Below are 14038 nucleotides of genomic sequence, written 5' to 3' on the forward strand. Positions count from 1 at the left end.
TGCCCCATCTTGCGCACTGCGCCGATGGCCCCCTACCATGACTCACCTGAAAGGTCCGGCCCCCGTCGGACCTTTCGCTTGTTCGAACGCCAGACCACAAGGAACCGCCCATGACCTCCAGATGGATATTCGCCCTCACCACCCTGCTCGCCAGCCTGAGCGCCGTCGCCGCCGAACCGCTGCGGGTCTCCGCCATCCCGGACGAAGCCCCCACCGAGCTGCAGCGCAAGTTTGCCCCCCTGGGTGACTACCTGGCCGAGAAAACCGGCCGCGAGGTGGTGTTCGTGCCGGTCAACGACTACGCCGCCGTGGTCGAGGCGCTGGCCGCCGGCAAGCTCGACATGGCCTGGCTCGGGGGCTTCACCTATGTACAGGCCCACCGCCGTGCCGACAAGGTAGTGCCCCTGGTCCAGCGCCAGGAAGATGCCCAGTTCACCTCCAAGTTCATCGCCAATGCCGACAGCGGCATCAAGACCCTGGCCGACACCAAGGGCAAGGACTTCGCGTTCGGTTCCCCCTCCTCCACCTCCGGTCACCTGATGCCACGCCACTTCCTGGCCGAGCAGGGCATCAACCCGGAGCGTGACTTCGCCCATGTCGCCTTCTCCGGCGCCCACGACGCCACCGTCGCCTGGGTCGCCTCCGGCAAGGTGCCGGCCGGTGCGCTCAACGCCTCCGTGTGGGAGAAACTGGTGGAAGAGGGCAAGGTCGACACCACCAAGGTCAAGGTGATCTGGACCACCCCGACCTACTTTGACTACAACTGGACCGTGCGCGGTGATATGGATCCGGCCCTGCAAGAGAAGATCAAGCAGGCCTTCCTCAGCCTGGATCCGGCGGTGCCCGCCCAGGCCGAGATCCTCAAGCTGCAACGCGCTACCCGCTTCATCGAGACCAAGCCCGAGAATTACCTGGGCATCGAAGCCGCCGCCACCCAGGCCGGCCTGCTGAAGTGATCGCCGTCGCGCTGGACGGGGAAGGATTGCGGCTCGGCCAGAGCCGCATCCTGCAGCCGTTCAACCTGCAGATAACGGCAGGCGAGTGCGTGGCCATCATAGGGCCGAGCGGCGCGGGCAAGACCAGCCTGCTGCGGCTGCTCGGCACCGAGCTGCGCGGCGAAGGCAGGCTCACCCTCTGGGACCAGGATCCCTGGACCCTCTCCACCCGGGACCGCCAGCGGCTACGCAGCCGGATCGGCATGGTCTGGCAACAACCGCCGCTGCCCGCCTCCCAGAAGGTGGTGACCGCCGTGCTGGCCGGCCGGCTCGGTCAGTGGTCCCTCGGCCGCGCCCTGCTCTCCCTGCTGCGCCCCTGCGACCCCGAAGGCGCGCGAGCCGAACTGGCGCGCCTCGGCCTTGCCGACAAGTGGCAGCAGCGCTGCGGCGAGCTCTCCGGCGGCCAGCTGCAGCGGGTCGGCATCGCCCGGGTGCTCTATCAGCAGCCGGATCTGATCCTCGCGGACGAACCCGTCTCCGCCCTCGATCCCGTGCTCGCCCAGTGCAGCCTGGATGCCCTGCTGGCCCAGGCCCGCGCCCGGGGCAGCACACTCGTCGCCAACCTGCATGCGGTCGAGCTGGCGCTCGGCCGTTTCCCCCGCATCATCGGCCTGCGGGAGGGGCGAGTGCAGTTCGACTGTCCGGCGGCGGCCGTCACCCCGGCCATGCTGGCCGAGCTCTACGCCGGTGATGACGAGGCGGCGGCGTGTTCAATTTGACTAGCCGCTGGCGCCATCCTCTGCCCTGGCTGTTGCTGCTCATCGGCTACAGCCTGTGGCAACAGGCCGACGGCTGGCTCGGCCTGTTCGACGGCCAGAGCTGGCGGCAGATGGGCAACTTCCTCGCCACCAGCTGGCCACCCCGTTTTGATCGGGACTTCCTCGCCCTGACCCTGACCGCGACCCTGGAGAGCCTGGCGGTGGCGACCCTGGGGCTGGCGGGCGCCCTGCTGCTCGGCGTGCCGTTCGCCCTGCTCGGCTCCCGCGCCCTGTCGCTGGCCGAACTGGGGCCGGTGCCCAGCCCGCTGCGCGGCGCCTTGCGGGCCCTCTCGCGCCTCGTCGCCATCGTGCTGCGCAGCCTGCCCGAGCTCATCTGGGCGCTGCTGTTCGTGCGTCTGTCGGGGCTCGGGCCGCTCGCCGCCATCCTGGCCATCGCCGTCAGCTACGGCGGCATGCTGGCCAAGGTCTACAACGAGATCATGGAGAGCGGTGCCCTGCAACCGGCCCGCGCCCTGCTGCTGGGCGGTAGCGGCCGGCTGCAGGCGCTCTGGTACGGCGTGCTGCCTGCGGTGCGTCAGGAGCTGCTCTCCTACACCGTCTACCGCTGGGAGTGCGCCCTGCGCGCCTCCGTCATCATGGGCTTCGTCGGCGCCGGCGGGCTCGGTCAGCAGCTCGAACTCTCCCTGCGCATGTTTGCCGGTGGCGAGGTGGTGACCCTGCTGCTGGCCTTCATCCTGCTGGTGACGCTCGCGGATGGCCTCAGCGCCTGGCTGCGCCACAGCCGCTCCCCCGGCCTGCTGTTGCTGATCTGCCTGGGGCTGGCCGCAGTCCTCGCGCTGTATCAGCTCGACTGGCGCATGCTGAGCTTCTCACTGGGGGGCCTGGGCACCTTCCTGGGGGAGTTTTTGCGACCGGACTGGTCATGGCCCTTCCTCAAGACAGTGGCTATGGGCCTGCTCGATACGGTGCAGATGGCGCTGCTAAGCACCCTCTTCAGCGCCCTGCTGGCCCTGCCGCTGGCCTGCCTCGCGCGCCACTGCTGGCCGCTGCGGCTGCTGTTCAACCTGCTGCGCTCCGTGCCCGAACTCATCTTCGCCAGCCTGCTGGTGATCGCGGTCGGACTGGGGCCGGTGGCGGGCATACTGGCGCTGACCCTGCACACCACCGGGGTGCTGGCGCGGTTGTTCGTGGAGACCCTGGAGAACGCGGATCCCGCCCCCCGCCTCGCCTTGCAGCTGAGCGGGGCCGGCCCTACGGCCTGCTTCTGGTACGGGGTGTTCCCCCTGGTGGCGCGCCAGTGGCTGGCCTACAGCCTCTATCGCGGCGAGATGAACCTGAGGGCCGCCACCATACTCGGCGTGGTTGGCGCCGGCGGCCTGGGACAGCAGCTCTATGTCTCGCTCAGCCTGTTCCGCTACGACCAGACCGCCACCCTGCTGCTGGCCATACTGCTGCTGGTCTGGCTGGCGGAGGCCCTCAGCCGCCGCACCCGCTTGCCGCGCCCGGCCCCCAGCCAGCGGGATTGCCAGATCTGATCCCCGCCTTGCATGGCCCTGATAAACAAAAAGCCCGCCGGTTTGCACCGGCGGGCTTTTTTTCACGAGGTCAGTCTGGATCAGTCTTTCTTCGCCAGCAGGAATTGCACCAGCTGGTTGAACTGTTCCTGGGAGGTGATGGATTCGATTTTCACCATGTACTTGCCGTTCACCAGGAAGGCCGGCACGCCGCGCACGTTGTAGCTCTCGGTGTTGCGGTCGAACTGGGAGACCATGCCGGAGACGGCGAAGCTGTCGACAGCACCGTCGAACTCCTCGGCCGGCACGCCGTTGTCCACGAAGATCTGCTTCACGTCACCACGGCTCTGGGGGATCTGGCGCTGGGTGTGGATCTTGTCGAAGATGGCCGGGGTCAGCTTGCCTTCGACGTTCAGCAGGTTGGCGACGGCGTAGGCACGCTGCATCTCAGGCCCCATCTCGCGGCCCAGGAAGGCGACCGGGTTCTTCTTCATGGGTACGCCTTCCGGCAGGCTCTTCGCCAGCTCTTCGGCGATCGGCTCGAACTTGGCGCAGTGCGGGCAGAAGTAGGAGAAGAACTCCATCACTTCAGGCTGGGCGCTGCCGGTCTGGGTGACCACGTCATAGTTGACGCCTTCCTTGAATTGCGGGGCGGCGTGAACCATGGGGATCATCAGCATGGCGGCGAGGAAAAATAGGATTTTTTTCATGACGTTTCCTGTTAAGGGATCACTGTGAGGCACGCCCGGCGAACCGAAGCAGTCCAAGCCTATTGTGTCCCCCTCGTGCCGTCAATGGCAAAGGCAGCCGGGGGAGGCTGGCATGCCTCCCCCCGCGACCTCCCTCACCACTGGGGCATGAGGCTCAAGGGAGGGGCTTTCAGTGCCGCCAGCTGGTCGTGCAGGGTGGCGATCTGCTGGCGCCAGTAGTGTTCGGTGTTGAACCAGGGGAAGTGGCGGGGGAAGGCGGGATCCTCCCAGCGCCTGGCCAGCCAGGCCATGTAGTGGACGATGCGCATGGCCCGCAGTGGCTCGATGAGCGCCAGCTCCCGCGGATCGAACTCCATGAACTCCTCGTAACCTGCCAGCAGGGTATCGAGCTGGAGCTGCTGTTCGTGGCGCTCCCCGCTCAGTAGCATCCAGAGATCCTGGATGGCCGGGCCGGTGCGGCAGTCGTCAAGATCGACGAACAGGGGGCCGTCACGCCACAGGATGTTGCCGGGGTGGCAATCCCCGTGCAGGGAGATCCGCGCCACGTCCAGGGTCATGGCGTCGCACACGTGCCGGATCAGTTCGTCGAGCACGCCGAAGAACTGCTTGGCCAGGCCGCTTGGCAGCCACTCGCCGGACGCCAGCAGCTGACGCGGCTCGTGCAGCATGGTCTCCACGTCCAGGGGGACGCGGTGATGGAACCCGTGGCTGGCCCCGACCCTGTGAATGCGGCCGAGATAGCGCCCGACCCACTCCAGCTGATCCAGGTTGTCCACCTCGAACTGGCGGCCGCCGACGCTCTGCCAGATGGCGAAGGGGTAGCCCTGATGCTCCAGCAGGGTCTCTCCGGCGAAGCTGAGGGGAACGGCGACCGGGATCTCCGTCTCCCCCAGGCGGGCGGCGAACTCGTGTTCCTCCAGGATCTGGGCCCGGCTCCAGCGACCGGGGCGATAGAACTTCACCACGTAGCGGCGACGATCCTCGTCCTGAAACTGGTAGACCCGGTTCTCGTAGCTGTTGAGCTCGATGAGGCCGGAATCGATGCGCAGGCCGCTGAGATCGATGGCATCCATGATGAGGTCGGGATTGAGGTCGGAATAGTTGAAACGCATGTCATCCACCATAGGAAAGGGGCGCTGTTGCGCCCCATTCTATCCGATCCGACCCGGGATGGACGACCCGCCCTCCCGTAAACCGGCACAACCTGCCGATAAAGTTACCGGTCCGTGTAGGGTGCCCTTTGGCCATCCCGTCACAGCCTGCTGATAAATTTGCTCGACTGACGCAGGGTACCCTTGCTGTCGTCCGGTGCCGCCCCTTCCCGCTTGAGCACGAACTGGACGTCCAGGGTCGGCCGCTTCAGGTTGAAGGGATCCACCGCCAAGCTCACCGGCAGGGTGAAAATTTCCCCTGGTTTGAGAGTCACTTCCCGCGGCCCGAACCACTGGAACTCGGGCAGTCCCTCCACGTCCAGCCGATAGGTCTGGGACTGCAGGGTCTTGTTGAGGATCTTCAGGGTGTAGGTGTTCTCGATGAGCCCCTCGCTATTCTCCCGGAACAGCTGGTTGCGATCCCGCAGTATGTCGAGCCCCATGGGCATGATGGACATGGCGTTGTAAACGAAGACCCCCAGCATGACGAGCATCACCAGGCCATAGCCGATCAGTTTGGGCCGCGCGACCTGGGTCTCGCTGTGGGCCAGCTTGTGCTCGGTGGTGTAGCTGATGAGGCCGCGCGGGTAACCCATCCGATCCATGGTCTGATCGCAGGCATCGACGCAGGCGCCACAGTTGATGCACTCGTACTGCAGGCCGTCGCGGATGTCGATGCCGGTCGGGCAGACCTGCACGCAGAGATCGCAGTCGATGCAGTCCCCCAGCCCTAGCGCCTTGGGATCGGCCTTGCGGCCACGGGCACCACGGGTCTCGCCGCGCTTGCTGTCATAGCCGACGATGTAGGTGTCCTTGTCGAACATGGCGGACTGGAAGCGGGCATAGGGACACATGTGGATGCACATGATGGCCCGCATCCAGCCGGCATTGCCATAGGTGCAGGCGGCGAAGAACAGCACCCAGAAGATGACCCAGCCACCCGCCTGCAGGGTGAAGAAATCGGGCACCAGCTGGAACACATCCTGGAAGTAGGCGACGAAGGTGAGGCCGGTGCCCAGCGACAGCAGGATCCAGGCCAGGTGCTTGGCCCCCTTGCGGGCCAGTTTCTCGCCGCTCCAGGGCGCCGCATCCAGCTTGCGCCGCTTGTTGGCAGCCCCTTCCAGCTTCTCTTCGAACCAGATGAACATGAAGGTCCACACCGTCTGCGGGCAGAGGTAGCCACACCAGACCCGGCCGAGGAAGGTGGTCACGAAGAAGAGGGCGAAGGCGGCGATCATGAAGACCCAGGCCAGCAGGGTGAGGTCCTGCGGCCAGATGGTGGCACCGAAGATGTGGAATTGCTGGTGCTCCAGATCGAACAGCACCGCCTGGCGGCCATCGTAGCGCAGCCAGGGCAAGGCGACGAAGAGCACGACGAAGAACCAGCCCATGGCCTTGCGCACCCGCTGCCAGTAGCCGGTCTGGGACCTGACGTAGATACGCTTGCCGGGGTTGAACCTGTCGTCACCCGCCTTGAAGGTGTTGGGATTGAAGGTCCCGGTGACGTCACCGGTCACATCCTTGATATCGATCTTGTCCTGGTCCGACATTGCAATACCTTGCTCCACTCACATTGTTATGAAGCCGATTATATCTTAAACAACCTGCTAATTGTGTGGGTTAAATGTATCTATAGTTCGAGTGCCGTCGCAGTTTCAGGTAACAAAAAAGGCCCATAGCCAGTTGACTATGCGCCTCTTTGCAGATTCTCTTGAAACCTTTCTCTCCCCGGGGCAGGGAGACCGGCTTACTTGATGCCGCGGGCCTTGAGCAGGGCCTCCTTGAAGTCGGGCACATGATCCTTGGCCAACCCCGGGATCATCGCCTGCTTGTCGGATTCCCGCATCTTGAGGTGATAGATCAGCATGTCGTCGGTCAGCTCGGACAGGGGGCCTTCAAATCCAGCCTCCTCGGCCAGCTTGGCGACAAACTGCACCAGGCTGAGATCCTGTTCCTTGATCCAGGCGGGCTGCAGCAGTTCGAGCAGCTCTTCGATACGATGACATTGCATAGACGACCTCTTTCAATCTGTCTTGTGAAACTCAGGCAACCTTACCCATCAAGGCTACTTCGATACGATCCCGGCCATTATGCTTGGCCTGGTAGAGGGCCGCATCCGCTTTTTGGACGAGATCGGCGATGGAGTGGTGCGAATCCGGCACCAGGGTCGCCACCCCGAAGCTGCAGCTGACCCGACCCGAGACACGGGACTTGTGGTGGGGAATGCCGAGGGCACTCAGGGCCGTGCGCACCTGTTCGGCGATCTGTATGGCTCCCTGCATGGTGGTGCAGGGCAGCAACAGGGCGAACTCCTCCCCCCCGTAACGGGCGGCCAGATCATCCTCCCGGCGCAGCACCCCGGCCAGCAGGCTCGCCACCTGTTGCAGGCATTGGTCCCCCAGCTGGTGGCCATAGTGATCGTTGAACTGCTTGAAGTAGTCGACGTCCACCAGCACCAGGGAGAGGGGCGCCCGAGCCCGGTGGCAACGGCGCCAGGCCCGCGCCAGGCTGTCATCGAGGTGAGCCCGGTTGGCGATGCCGGTCAGGCCATCGAGGCGGGAGGTGAGCTTGAGGTGCTCCGAAACCGCCTTGAGCTCCGCCACCAGCTCGGCGTTGGAGAAGCTGTGGTAGAGGGAAGCCACCTGATCCCGCCGCAGGCGTCGCAGCAGGGTGGGCAGAAACACGAACAGATAGCCCGCCAGCATGCAGGAGACGATCCGCTCCTGCTCGTTGCCGCCACCCAGTTCGAACAACATGGCGAGCCCCAGCGGCAACACGGCGCCGTAGAGGGAGCGGCGACTGCCGAACAGCATGATGGCGCTGCCGGTGAGGATCAGGCTGGAAAGCATCATCATGGCGGCGCGGTAGGTGTCCGGCAGCTTGCCCATATAAAGCAGCACGCCGAGGGCCCAAATGATGGAGGTGATGGTCACCCCGACAAAGAGTTCTCGCTCCAGCACCGGCAGCGGGAGCTGCGCCAATCCGGGTTGACGCCAGCGCAGGTGCCACCCGCGCCCCAGCAGCAACAGCAGCACCAGGCCGAGCCAGCCAAATGCCTCCCCGGCGGGCAGGTAGTCGTGGAACAGCAGGCTCCAGCCAAGCGCCAGCAGCGCCAGACAAGGCAGGCTGAAGGAGGCGTGGGTATAGAGCTGGACCATGATGGCCCGCCGAACCTGATGTTTCACACTCTGGGTCAACTGGGGGCTCCCTGTACAATAGCCGCCCAGTCTAACACTCCCCTTTCCTGCTCAACAATCAATCGACCGCTATTAAGAAGCCGCTCAGCGCCTCTCCCGCCTGGTGAGCGCCATGCCCCCAAGGGTGCGGCGACAGCAGCCGGGGCTCTCCGATCACCCCTTCTCCAGCTCGTCGAGGATGGGGCATTCGGGGCTCGTGTCCCCATGGCAGCAACTCACCACCTCCTCCAGGGCACCGAGCATGGCCTGCAGCCCCGCGATGCGGGCCCGCAGATCGACGATCTTCTCCTGGGCCAGCTTCTTCACCTGGGCGCTGGTTCTGTGCTCGTCCCGGTAGAGCGCCAGCAGCTCCTGACACTCCTCCAGGTTGAAGCCGGTCTCCCGCGCCCGCTTGACGAAGCGCAGTTCCCGCAGGGCACCGTCGCTGTAGCTGCGGTAGCCGTTGTCACTGCGCACCGGCGCCGTGATGAGCCCGATGCTCTCGTAATAGCGGATGGTCTTGGCGGTCAGGCCGGTGGCCTTGGCAACCTTGCTGATGTTCATGGATGACTCCTCTTCGATTCGGATGAGCGCCGGCTGTCCGCTCCGGGTTGCCAGCGCTTCAGTAACAGGGAATTGCTCAGTACGGTGATGCTGCTCAGGGCCATGGCCGCCCCCGCCAGTTCGGGGCTGAGATAGCCCAGGGCCGCCAGCGGAATGCCGATCACATTGAACGCGAAGGCCCAGAACAGGTTCTGCTGTATGGTGCGCCAGGTGGCCGCCGAGATGTCGATGGCATCGGCCACCAGCCGCGGATCAGATCGCATGAGCGTGATGGCGGCGGTCTCCATCGCCACGTCGGACCCCGAGCCCATGGCGATCCCCACGTCCGCCGCGGCCAGCGCCGGGGCGTCGTTCACACCGTCCCCCACCATGGCCACCAGCCCGGAGGTCTGCGCCCGCAGCGCCGCGACCTTGTCCACCTTGCCGGCGGGCAGCACGGAGTCGAAGGCCCCGTCCAGCCCCAGCTTGGCGGCGATGTGGGCCACCGGCGCTGGCGCGTCTCCGCTCACCAGCCAGCTCGCGATGCCGCGCCGGCGCAAGGTGGCGATGGCCTCGGGGCTCTCCGGCCTCAGGGTATCGGCCAGGGCGGCGAGGCCGGCGACCACGCCGTCGATGGCCACCCAGACCCGGGTCGCGCCGTCGGCGGGTTGTTCATCCTGCGCGGGCGCTTCGATGCCGAGCTGGGCCAGCAAGGCACTGTTGCCGATGGCAACCCCATGGCCCGCCACCTGGCCGAGGATGCCGGCGCCCACTCGCACCTCTACCGCCTCCGGCTGGGGCAGCGCGGCATCTTTGCCGACTGCCTCGCGCATGGCCAGCGCCAGCGGGTGCTCGCTCGCCTGTTGCAAGGCGGCGGCGAGGCGAAGCTGCTCGTCGTTGCCGCTCCAGCTCGCCAGCACAGGCCGCCCCTGGGTGAGCGTGCCGGTCTTGTCGAAGATGAGCGCCTTGATGGCGTGGGCCTTCTGCAGGGTATCCACGTCTTTTATCAGGATGCCGTGGCGGGCCGCCACCCCGGTGCCGGTGACGATGGCCGCCGGCGTCGCCAGCCCGAGGGCACAGGGACAGGCGATCACCAGCACGGCGACGGCCGCCAGCAGCGCCTGGCCGAAGTCACCACTATAGGCATACCACGCCAGCAGGGTGAACAGGGCGATGGCCATCACCACGGGCACGAACACGGCGGAGACCCTGTCCACCAGCTGTTGCAGCGGGGCCTTGCCCATCTGGGCGCTCTCCACCAGGGCGATGATCTTGCTGAGGCTGGAGTCCTCCCCCACGGTCGTGGCCTCGATCTCCAGCACGCCGGAACGGTTGATGGCGCCCCCCAGCACGGCATCCCCCAGGCTGCGCGGCACCGGCAGGCTCTCACCGGTGAGGATGGATTCATCCAGTTCGCTCTCGCCGCTCGTTATCTTGCCGTCCACCGGCACCCGCTCCCCCACCAGCACCCGCAGCCGATCGCCGCGCAGCACCTCGTCGATGCCGACGCTCTGCCACTCCCCCCCGCGCCAGACGGTGGCCGTCTCGGGGCGCAGGGCCATCAGCTCGCGAATGGCGGACTGGGTGCTGCGCCTGGCGCGCGCCTCCAGCAGCTTCCCGAGGGAGATGAGGGTGATGATGATGGCGCTCGCCTCGAAGTAGAGCTTGCCGCTGGCGGCCGCCCCCAGGGTGAGCAACAGATAGAGGCTGTAGAAGTAGGCGGCGCTGGTACCGGTCGCCACCAGCACATCCATGTTGGCGGAGCGGTTCTTGAGGGCAAGCCAGGCACCGCGATAGAAGCGGGCCCCGATCCAGAACTGCACCGGGGTCGCGAGCACCAGTTCCAGCCAGGCGGGCAGATGCCAGTGCAGCAGGCCGGCCATGGAGAGCATGCCCACCAGCAGCGGCAGGGTCAGCAATGCCGAGATACAGACCTGGATCAGCGCCTGGTGGGCGGCGGCAGACTCCTGCGCCTCCCGCTCCAGCAGCTGCTGGCGGCGGCCGCTCGCCGAACCCTGCGCCAGCTGGGCGTCAAAGCCTATCTCCTCGATCCGGGTGCGCAGGGCGGCGGGGGTCTGCATCCCCGGCACCAGCACGAGACGGGCCTGTTCGAGCGAGAAATTGACGTCGGCGGAGATGACGCCGGGCAGCGCGGTCAGCATCTTGTTGAGGCGGGCGGCACAGCCGGCACAGGTCATGCCGCCGATCTGGAAGGTGAGTGTCTCCTGGCCATAGTCGTAGCCCTGGGCCTTGATGCTCTCCAGCACCTCGGGCAGGCGGTCGCCATCGGTCAGGTCGATGGCCGCCTGCTCCAGCGCGAAGTTGACGGTGGCCTGCACGCCCTCCAGCTTGTTCAGGGCAGCAGAAATACGGCTGGCGCAGTTGGCGCAGCTCATGCCGGTCAGCGGCAGTTGAATATGTGTGGTCATGGTGTTCCTCCCCGGAACTGGTCGGCCAATAGCGTGCCGATGAACAAACCTTAACCTTTACTGTAAGGGTAAGCTCAAGCCACGATCTTTACTTTTTTTAGCCATGAAAAATGGCGCCACCCCGGCAAGGGGGGCGCCATTTTTCAGGATATGGCTCTATCAGATGCCGTACTGGGCGCGATAGGCCTTCATGGCCGCCAGTTGTGTCGCCAGCTCGGGCTGCTCGGCCTGCTTCTCTTCCAGATAAGCGATGAGATCGCTCATCTGGATGATGGCGATGATGTGGGCGCCGTAGTCACGCTCCACCTCCTGGATGGCGGAAAGCTCGCCCTTGCCCTTCTCCTGGCGGTCCAGCGCGATCAGCACGCCGGCCAGCGAGGCGCCGTTGGCCTGGATCAGATCCATGGATTCGCGGATCGCGGTGCCGGCGGTGATGACATCGTCCACCAGCATGATGCGCCCCTTGAGCGGGCTGCCCACCAGGTTGCCGCCCTCGCCGTGATCCTTGGCCTCCTTGCGGTTGAAGCACCAGGGCACGTCCACGTCGTGCTGTTCCACCAGCTGCACTGCGGTGGCGGAGGCGATGGGGATCCCCTTGTAGGCCGGGCCAAACAGCACGTCGAACTCGATGCCGGCATCCATCAGGGCGGCGGCGTAGAAGCGGCCGAGGCGGGCCAGATCGCGGCCGCTGTTGAACAGGCCGGCGTTGAAGAAGTAGGGGCTCTTGCGGCCGGATTTCAGGGTGAATTCACCGAATTTGAGGACCTGTTTCTCCAGGGCGAACTCGATAAATTGACGCTGGTAGGCTTTCATTCTGGCTCCTTGCTTGGCTTGTCGTTGTCTTGTGTGGGGGTATAAAAAAACGCGGTCAATGCCGCGTTTTTAAAATCAGGAGAGCGACTGCTTCTGCAGCGCGATGATGTCCATGATGCCGCCCTTGGCTAGGGCCAGCATCGCCAGCAGCTCCTCGTGGGTGAAGGGCTCGGCCTCCGCGGTGCCCTGCACCTCGATGATGCGACCGTCTTCGGTCATCACCACGTTCATGTCGGTCTCGGCGGCGGAGTCTTCCACGTACTCCAGATCGCAGATGGCTTCGCCCTGGAACATGCCGACGGAGACGGCGGCGATCATCTGCTTGAGCGGGCTCTGTTTGATCAGACCCTTCTCCAGCATCCAGTTTAGGGCATCCACCAGGGCGACGCAGGCCCCGGTGATGGCGGCGGTGCGGGTGCCACCATCGGCCTGCAGCACGTCGCAGTCAACGGTGATGGTGTGCTCACCGAGCGCGGTCAGATCCACGGCGGCGCGCAGGGAGCGGGCGATCAGGCGGGAGATCTCCAGAGTGCGGCCACTCTGCTTGCCGGAGGCGGCTTCACGGTTCATCCGGGAGTGGGTGGAGCGCGGCAGCATGCCATATTCGGCGGTGACCCAGCCCTGCCCCTTGCCTTTCAGGAAGCGCGGCACGCTGGTGTCGACGCTGGCGGTGCACAGCACACGGGTGTGGCCGAATTCCACCAGCACGGACCCTTCAGCATGCTTGGTGAAGTGGCGGGTGATGGTTACCGGACGCACCTGGGCGGCGCTGCGATCGCTGGGACGGGACATGGGACTGACCTCTGGGCTGGCTGAATTGGCGCAGGAGTATAAGCCATTGCTACTCAAATATCAGCCGCTAAAACCACGCCGTCGGCTGACGGGGCAGGCCTGGCTGAGTATACTGGCCGCACACTTCATCAAGCCCGGAACAATCAATGATTCACAGCATGACCGCCTACGCCCGCAAGGAACTCAAGGGCGACTGGGGCACAGCCGTTTGGGAAATTCGTTCGGTCAACCAGCGCTATCTGGAGACCTACATTCGCCTGCCGGAACAACTGCGCAGCCTGGAGCCGGTGCTGCGTGAGCGTTTCCGGGCCAAGCTGCAGCGGGGCAAGGTGGAGTGCAACCTGCGCTTCGAGGCCGCCCAGGCTGCCGCCAGCCAGCTCCACATCAATGAAGAGCTGGCCAGACTCATCATCGAGAGCGCCAACTGGGTGATGAAGGAAGCGGGTCAGGGCCAGCTCAACCCGGTGGACGTGCTGCGCTGGCCGGGCGTCATGGCTGCCGCCGAGCAGGACATGGACGCGGTCGCCACCGAGCTGATGGCCGGTTTCGACCTGACCATGGATGACTTCCTCGCCTCCCGCACCAGCGAAGGGGCCAACCTCAAGGCGCTGATCGAGCAGCGTCTGGCCGGCATCCAGGTGGAAGTGAAGAAGGTGCGCGAGCACCTGCCGCAGATCATCGAGTGGCAGCGCCAGAAGCTCACCGACCGGCTGGCCGAAGCCAAGGTGGAGCTGGATCCGGCCCGCATCGAGCAGGAGATCGTGCTGCTGGCCCAGAAGATCGACGTGGCCGAGGAGCTGGATCGCCTGGAGATGCACATCGGCGAAACCACCAAGATCATGAAGAAGGGGGGCGCCTGCGGCCGTCGCCTCGACTTCATGATGCAGGAGTTCAACCGCGAGTCGAACACCCTGGGTTCCAAGTCCATCAACGCCGAGGTGACCCAGTCCGCCGTCGAGCTGAAGGTCCTCATCGAGCAGATGCGCGAGCAGATCCAGAACATCGAGTGATCCCTCTCCTCGATGCACAGCCCCCGCCATGCGGGGGCTTTTTTATGTCCGCTTCCCACCGAGAACAGCGCCCTGGCTGATGGCAACCCTAGGCGAAGACAGCCTGGCCTTCGCCATCAAACAGAGAGGGCCTGCCATGCAGACCCTCTCTTTTTTCCGAACCACTTAGGTTTGTCGCCCGTTCAG

At 65.3% G+C, this 14038-nt stretch carries 13 protein-coding genes; 4 read left to right on the forward strand and 9 right to left on the reverse strand.

Annotation, left to right across the window (positions count from 1 at the left end):
• Positions 1 to 110: 110 nt before the first annotated feature.
• From J9885_RS12420 to phnE, 3 genes are read left to right on the forward strand one after another with little or no spacing between them, the layout of a single operon-like run.
• Positions 111 to 956, forward strand: a complete 846-nt coding sequence (locus J9885_RS12420; RefSeq protein ID WP_043153390.1) for a putative selenate ABC transporter substrate-binding protein — start codon at positions 111 to 113, stop codon at positions 954 to 956.
• On the forward strand, positions 953 to 1714 hold the full coding sequence (locus tag J9885_RS12425; protein ID WP_210549637.1) for an ATP-binding cassette domain-containing protein: 762 nt from the start codon (positions 953 to 955) through the stop codon (positions 1712 to 1714). Before J9885_RS12420 ends, J9885_RS12425 begins: the two co-directional genes overlap by 4 nt.
• Complete coding sequence (phnE, locus tag J9885_RS12430; RefSeq protein ID WP_210549638.1) at positions 1702 to 3249, forward strand: phosphonate ABC transporter, permease protein PhnE; 1548 nt, start codon at positions 1702 to 1704, stop codon at positions 3247 to 3249. Before J9885_RS12425 ends, phnE begins: the two co-directional genes overlap by 13 nt.
• Positions 3250 to 3329: 80 nt before the next feature.
• Here the strand turns inward: phnE and J9885_RS12435 are convergent, their stop codons facing one another.
• From J9885_RS12435 to rph, 9 genes are all read right to left on the reverse strand, one after another.
• Positions 3330 to 3938, reverse strand: a complete 609-nt coding sequence (locus J9885_RS12435; protein ID WP_043764114.1) for a thiol:disulfide interchange protein DsbA/DsbL — start codon at positions 3936 to 3938, stop codon at positions 3330 to 3332.
• A gap of 134 nt (positions 3939 to 4072) precedes the next feature.
• The gene (locus J9885_RS12440; protein WP_043764115.1) at positions 4073 to 5062 is read right to left on the reverse strand and encodes a serine/threonine protein kinase; all 990 of its coding nucleotides are present in this window, start codon (positions 5060 to 5062) and stop codon (positions 4073 to 4075) included.
• 128 nt (positions 5063 to 5190) lie between these two features.
• Positions 5191 to 6639: a cytochrome c oxidase accessory protein CcoG gene (gene ccoG / locus J9885_RS12445; protein ID WP_210549639.1), complete on the reverse strand. Its 1449-nt coding sequence runs from the start codon at positions 6637 to 6639 to the stop codon at positions 5191 to 5193.
• Between the two features lie 197 nt (positions 6640 to 6836).
• A complete protein-coding gene (locus tag J9885_RS12450) occupies positions 6837 to 7100 on the reverse strand; it encodes a YihD family protein (protein ID WP_005306857.1) in 264 nt (87 codons plus the stop codon).
• A 31-nt stretch (positions 7101 to 7131) separates the two neighbouring features.
• Complete coding sequence (locus J9885_RS12455) at positions 7132 to 8286, reverse strand: diguanylate cyclase (protein WP_210549640.1); 1155 nt, start codon at positions 8284 to 8286, stop codon at positions 7132 to 7134.
• A 153-nt stretch (positions 8287 to 8439) separates the two neighbouring features.
• Entirely contained in the window at positions 8440 to 8829 is a 390-nt protein-coding gene (gene cueR, locus J9885_RS12460) for a Cu(I)-responsive transcriptional regulator (protein WP_043764118.1), read from the reverse strand.
• The gene (locus J9885_RS12465) at positions 8826 to 11237 is read right to left on the reverse strand and encodes a heavy metal translocating P-type ATPase (protein ID WP_210549641.1); all 2412 of its coding nucleotides are present in this window, start codon (positions 11235 to 11237) and stop codon (positions 8826 to 8828) included. The genes cueR and J9885_RS12465 overlap by 4 nt, the downstream gene beginning before the upstream one ends.
• A gap of 159 nt (positions 11238 to 11396) precedes the next feature.
• Positions 11397 to 12050: an orotate phosphoribosyltransferase gene (gene pyrE, locus J9885_RS12470; RefSeq protein WP_010635696.1), complete on the reverse strand. Its 654-nt coding sequence runs from the start codon at positions 12048 to 12050 to the stop codon at positions 11397 to 11399.
• Positions 12051 to 12125: 75 nt separating this feature from the next.
• The gene (rph, locus tag J9885_RS12475; RefSeq protein ID WP_043764121.1) at positions 12126 to 12842 is read right to left on the reverse strand and encodes a ribonuclease PH; all 717 of its coding nucleotides are present in this window, start codon (positions 12840 to 12842) and stop codon (positions 12126 to 12128) included.
• Positions 12843 to 12988: 146 nt separating this feature from the next.
• Here rph and J9885_RS12480 point away from each other — a divergent pair, with 146 nt between their 5' ends.
• Positions 12989 to 13852, forward strand: coding sequence for a YicC/YloC family endoribonuclease (locus J9885_RS12480; protein WP_210549642.1), 864 nt, complete (start codon positions 12989 to 12991; stop codon positions 13850 to 13852).
• Positions 13853 to 14038 lie beyond the last annotated feature (186 nt).

Source organism: Aeromonas sp. SrichE-2G (assembly GCF_017939565.1).
Taxonomy (GTDB): Bacteria; Pseudomonadota; Gammaproteobacteria; order Enterobacterales; family Aeromonadaceae; genus Aeromonas; species Aeromonas taiwanensis.

What these genes read in the sequence shown, in the direction of transcription:
- J9885_RS12420 (WP_043153390.1), top strand. Translation starts at nt 111, where the DNA reads ATGACCTCCAGATGGATATTCGCCCTCACCACCCTGCTCGCCAGCCTG.
- J9885_RS12435 (WP_043764114.1), bottom strand. Translation starts at nt 3,938, where the DNA reads ATGAAAAAAATCCTATTTTTCCTCGCCGCCATGCTGATGATCCCCATG.
- J9885_RS12440 (WP_043764115.1), bottom strand. Translation starts at nt 5,062, where the DNA reads ATGGTGGATGACATGCGTTTCAACTATTCCGACCTCAATCCCGACCTC.
- ccoG (WP_210549639.1), bottom strand. Translation starts at nt 6,639, where the DNA reads ATGTCGGACCAGGACAAGATCGATATCAAGGATGTGACCGGTGACGTC.
- J9885_RS12450 (WP_005306857.1), bottom strand. Translation starts at nt 7,100, where the DNA reads ATGCAATGTCATCGTATCGAAGAGCTGCTCGAACTGCTGCAGCCCGCC.
- cueR (WP_043764118.1), bottom strand. Translation starts at nt 8,829, where the DNA reads ATGAACATCAGCAAGGTTGCCAAGGCCACCGGCCTGACCGCCAAGACC.
- J9885_RS12465 (WP_210549641.1), bottom strand. Translation starts at nt 11,237, where the DNA reads ATGACCACACATATTCAACTGCCGCTGACCGGCATGAGCTGCGCCAAC.
- pyrE (WP_010635696.1), bottom strand. Translation starts at nt 12,050, where the DNA reads ATGAAAGCCTACCAGCGTCAATTTATCGAGTTCGCCCTGGAGAAACAG.
- rph (WP_043764121.1), bottom strand. Translation starts at nt 12,842, where the DNA reads ATGTCCCGTCCCAGCGATCGCAGCGCCGCCCAGGTGCGTCCGGTAACC.
- J9885_RS12480 (WP_210549642.1), top strand. Translation starts at nt 12,989, where the DNA reads ATGATTCACAGCATGACCGCCTACGCCCGCAAGGAACTCAAGGGCGAC.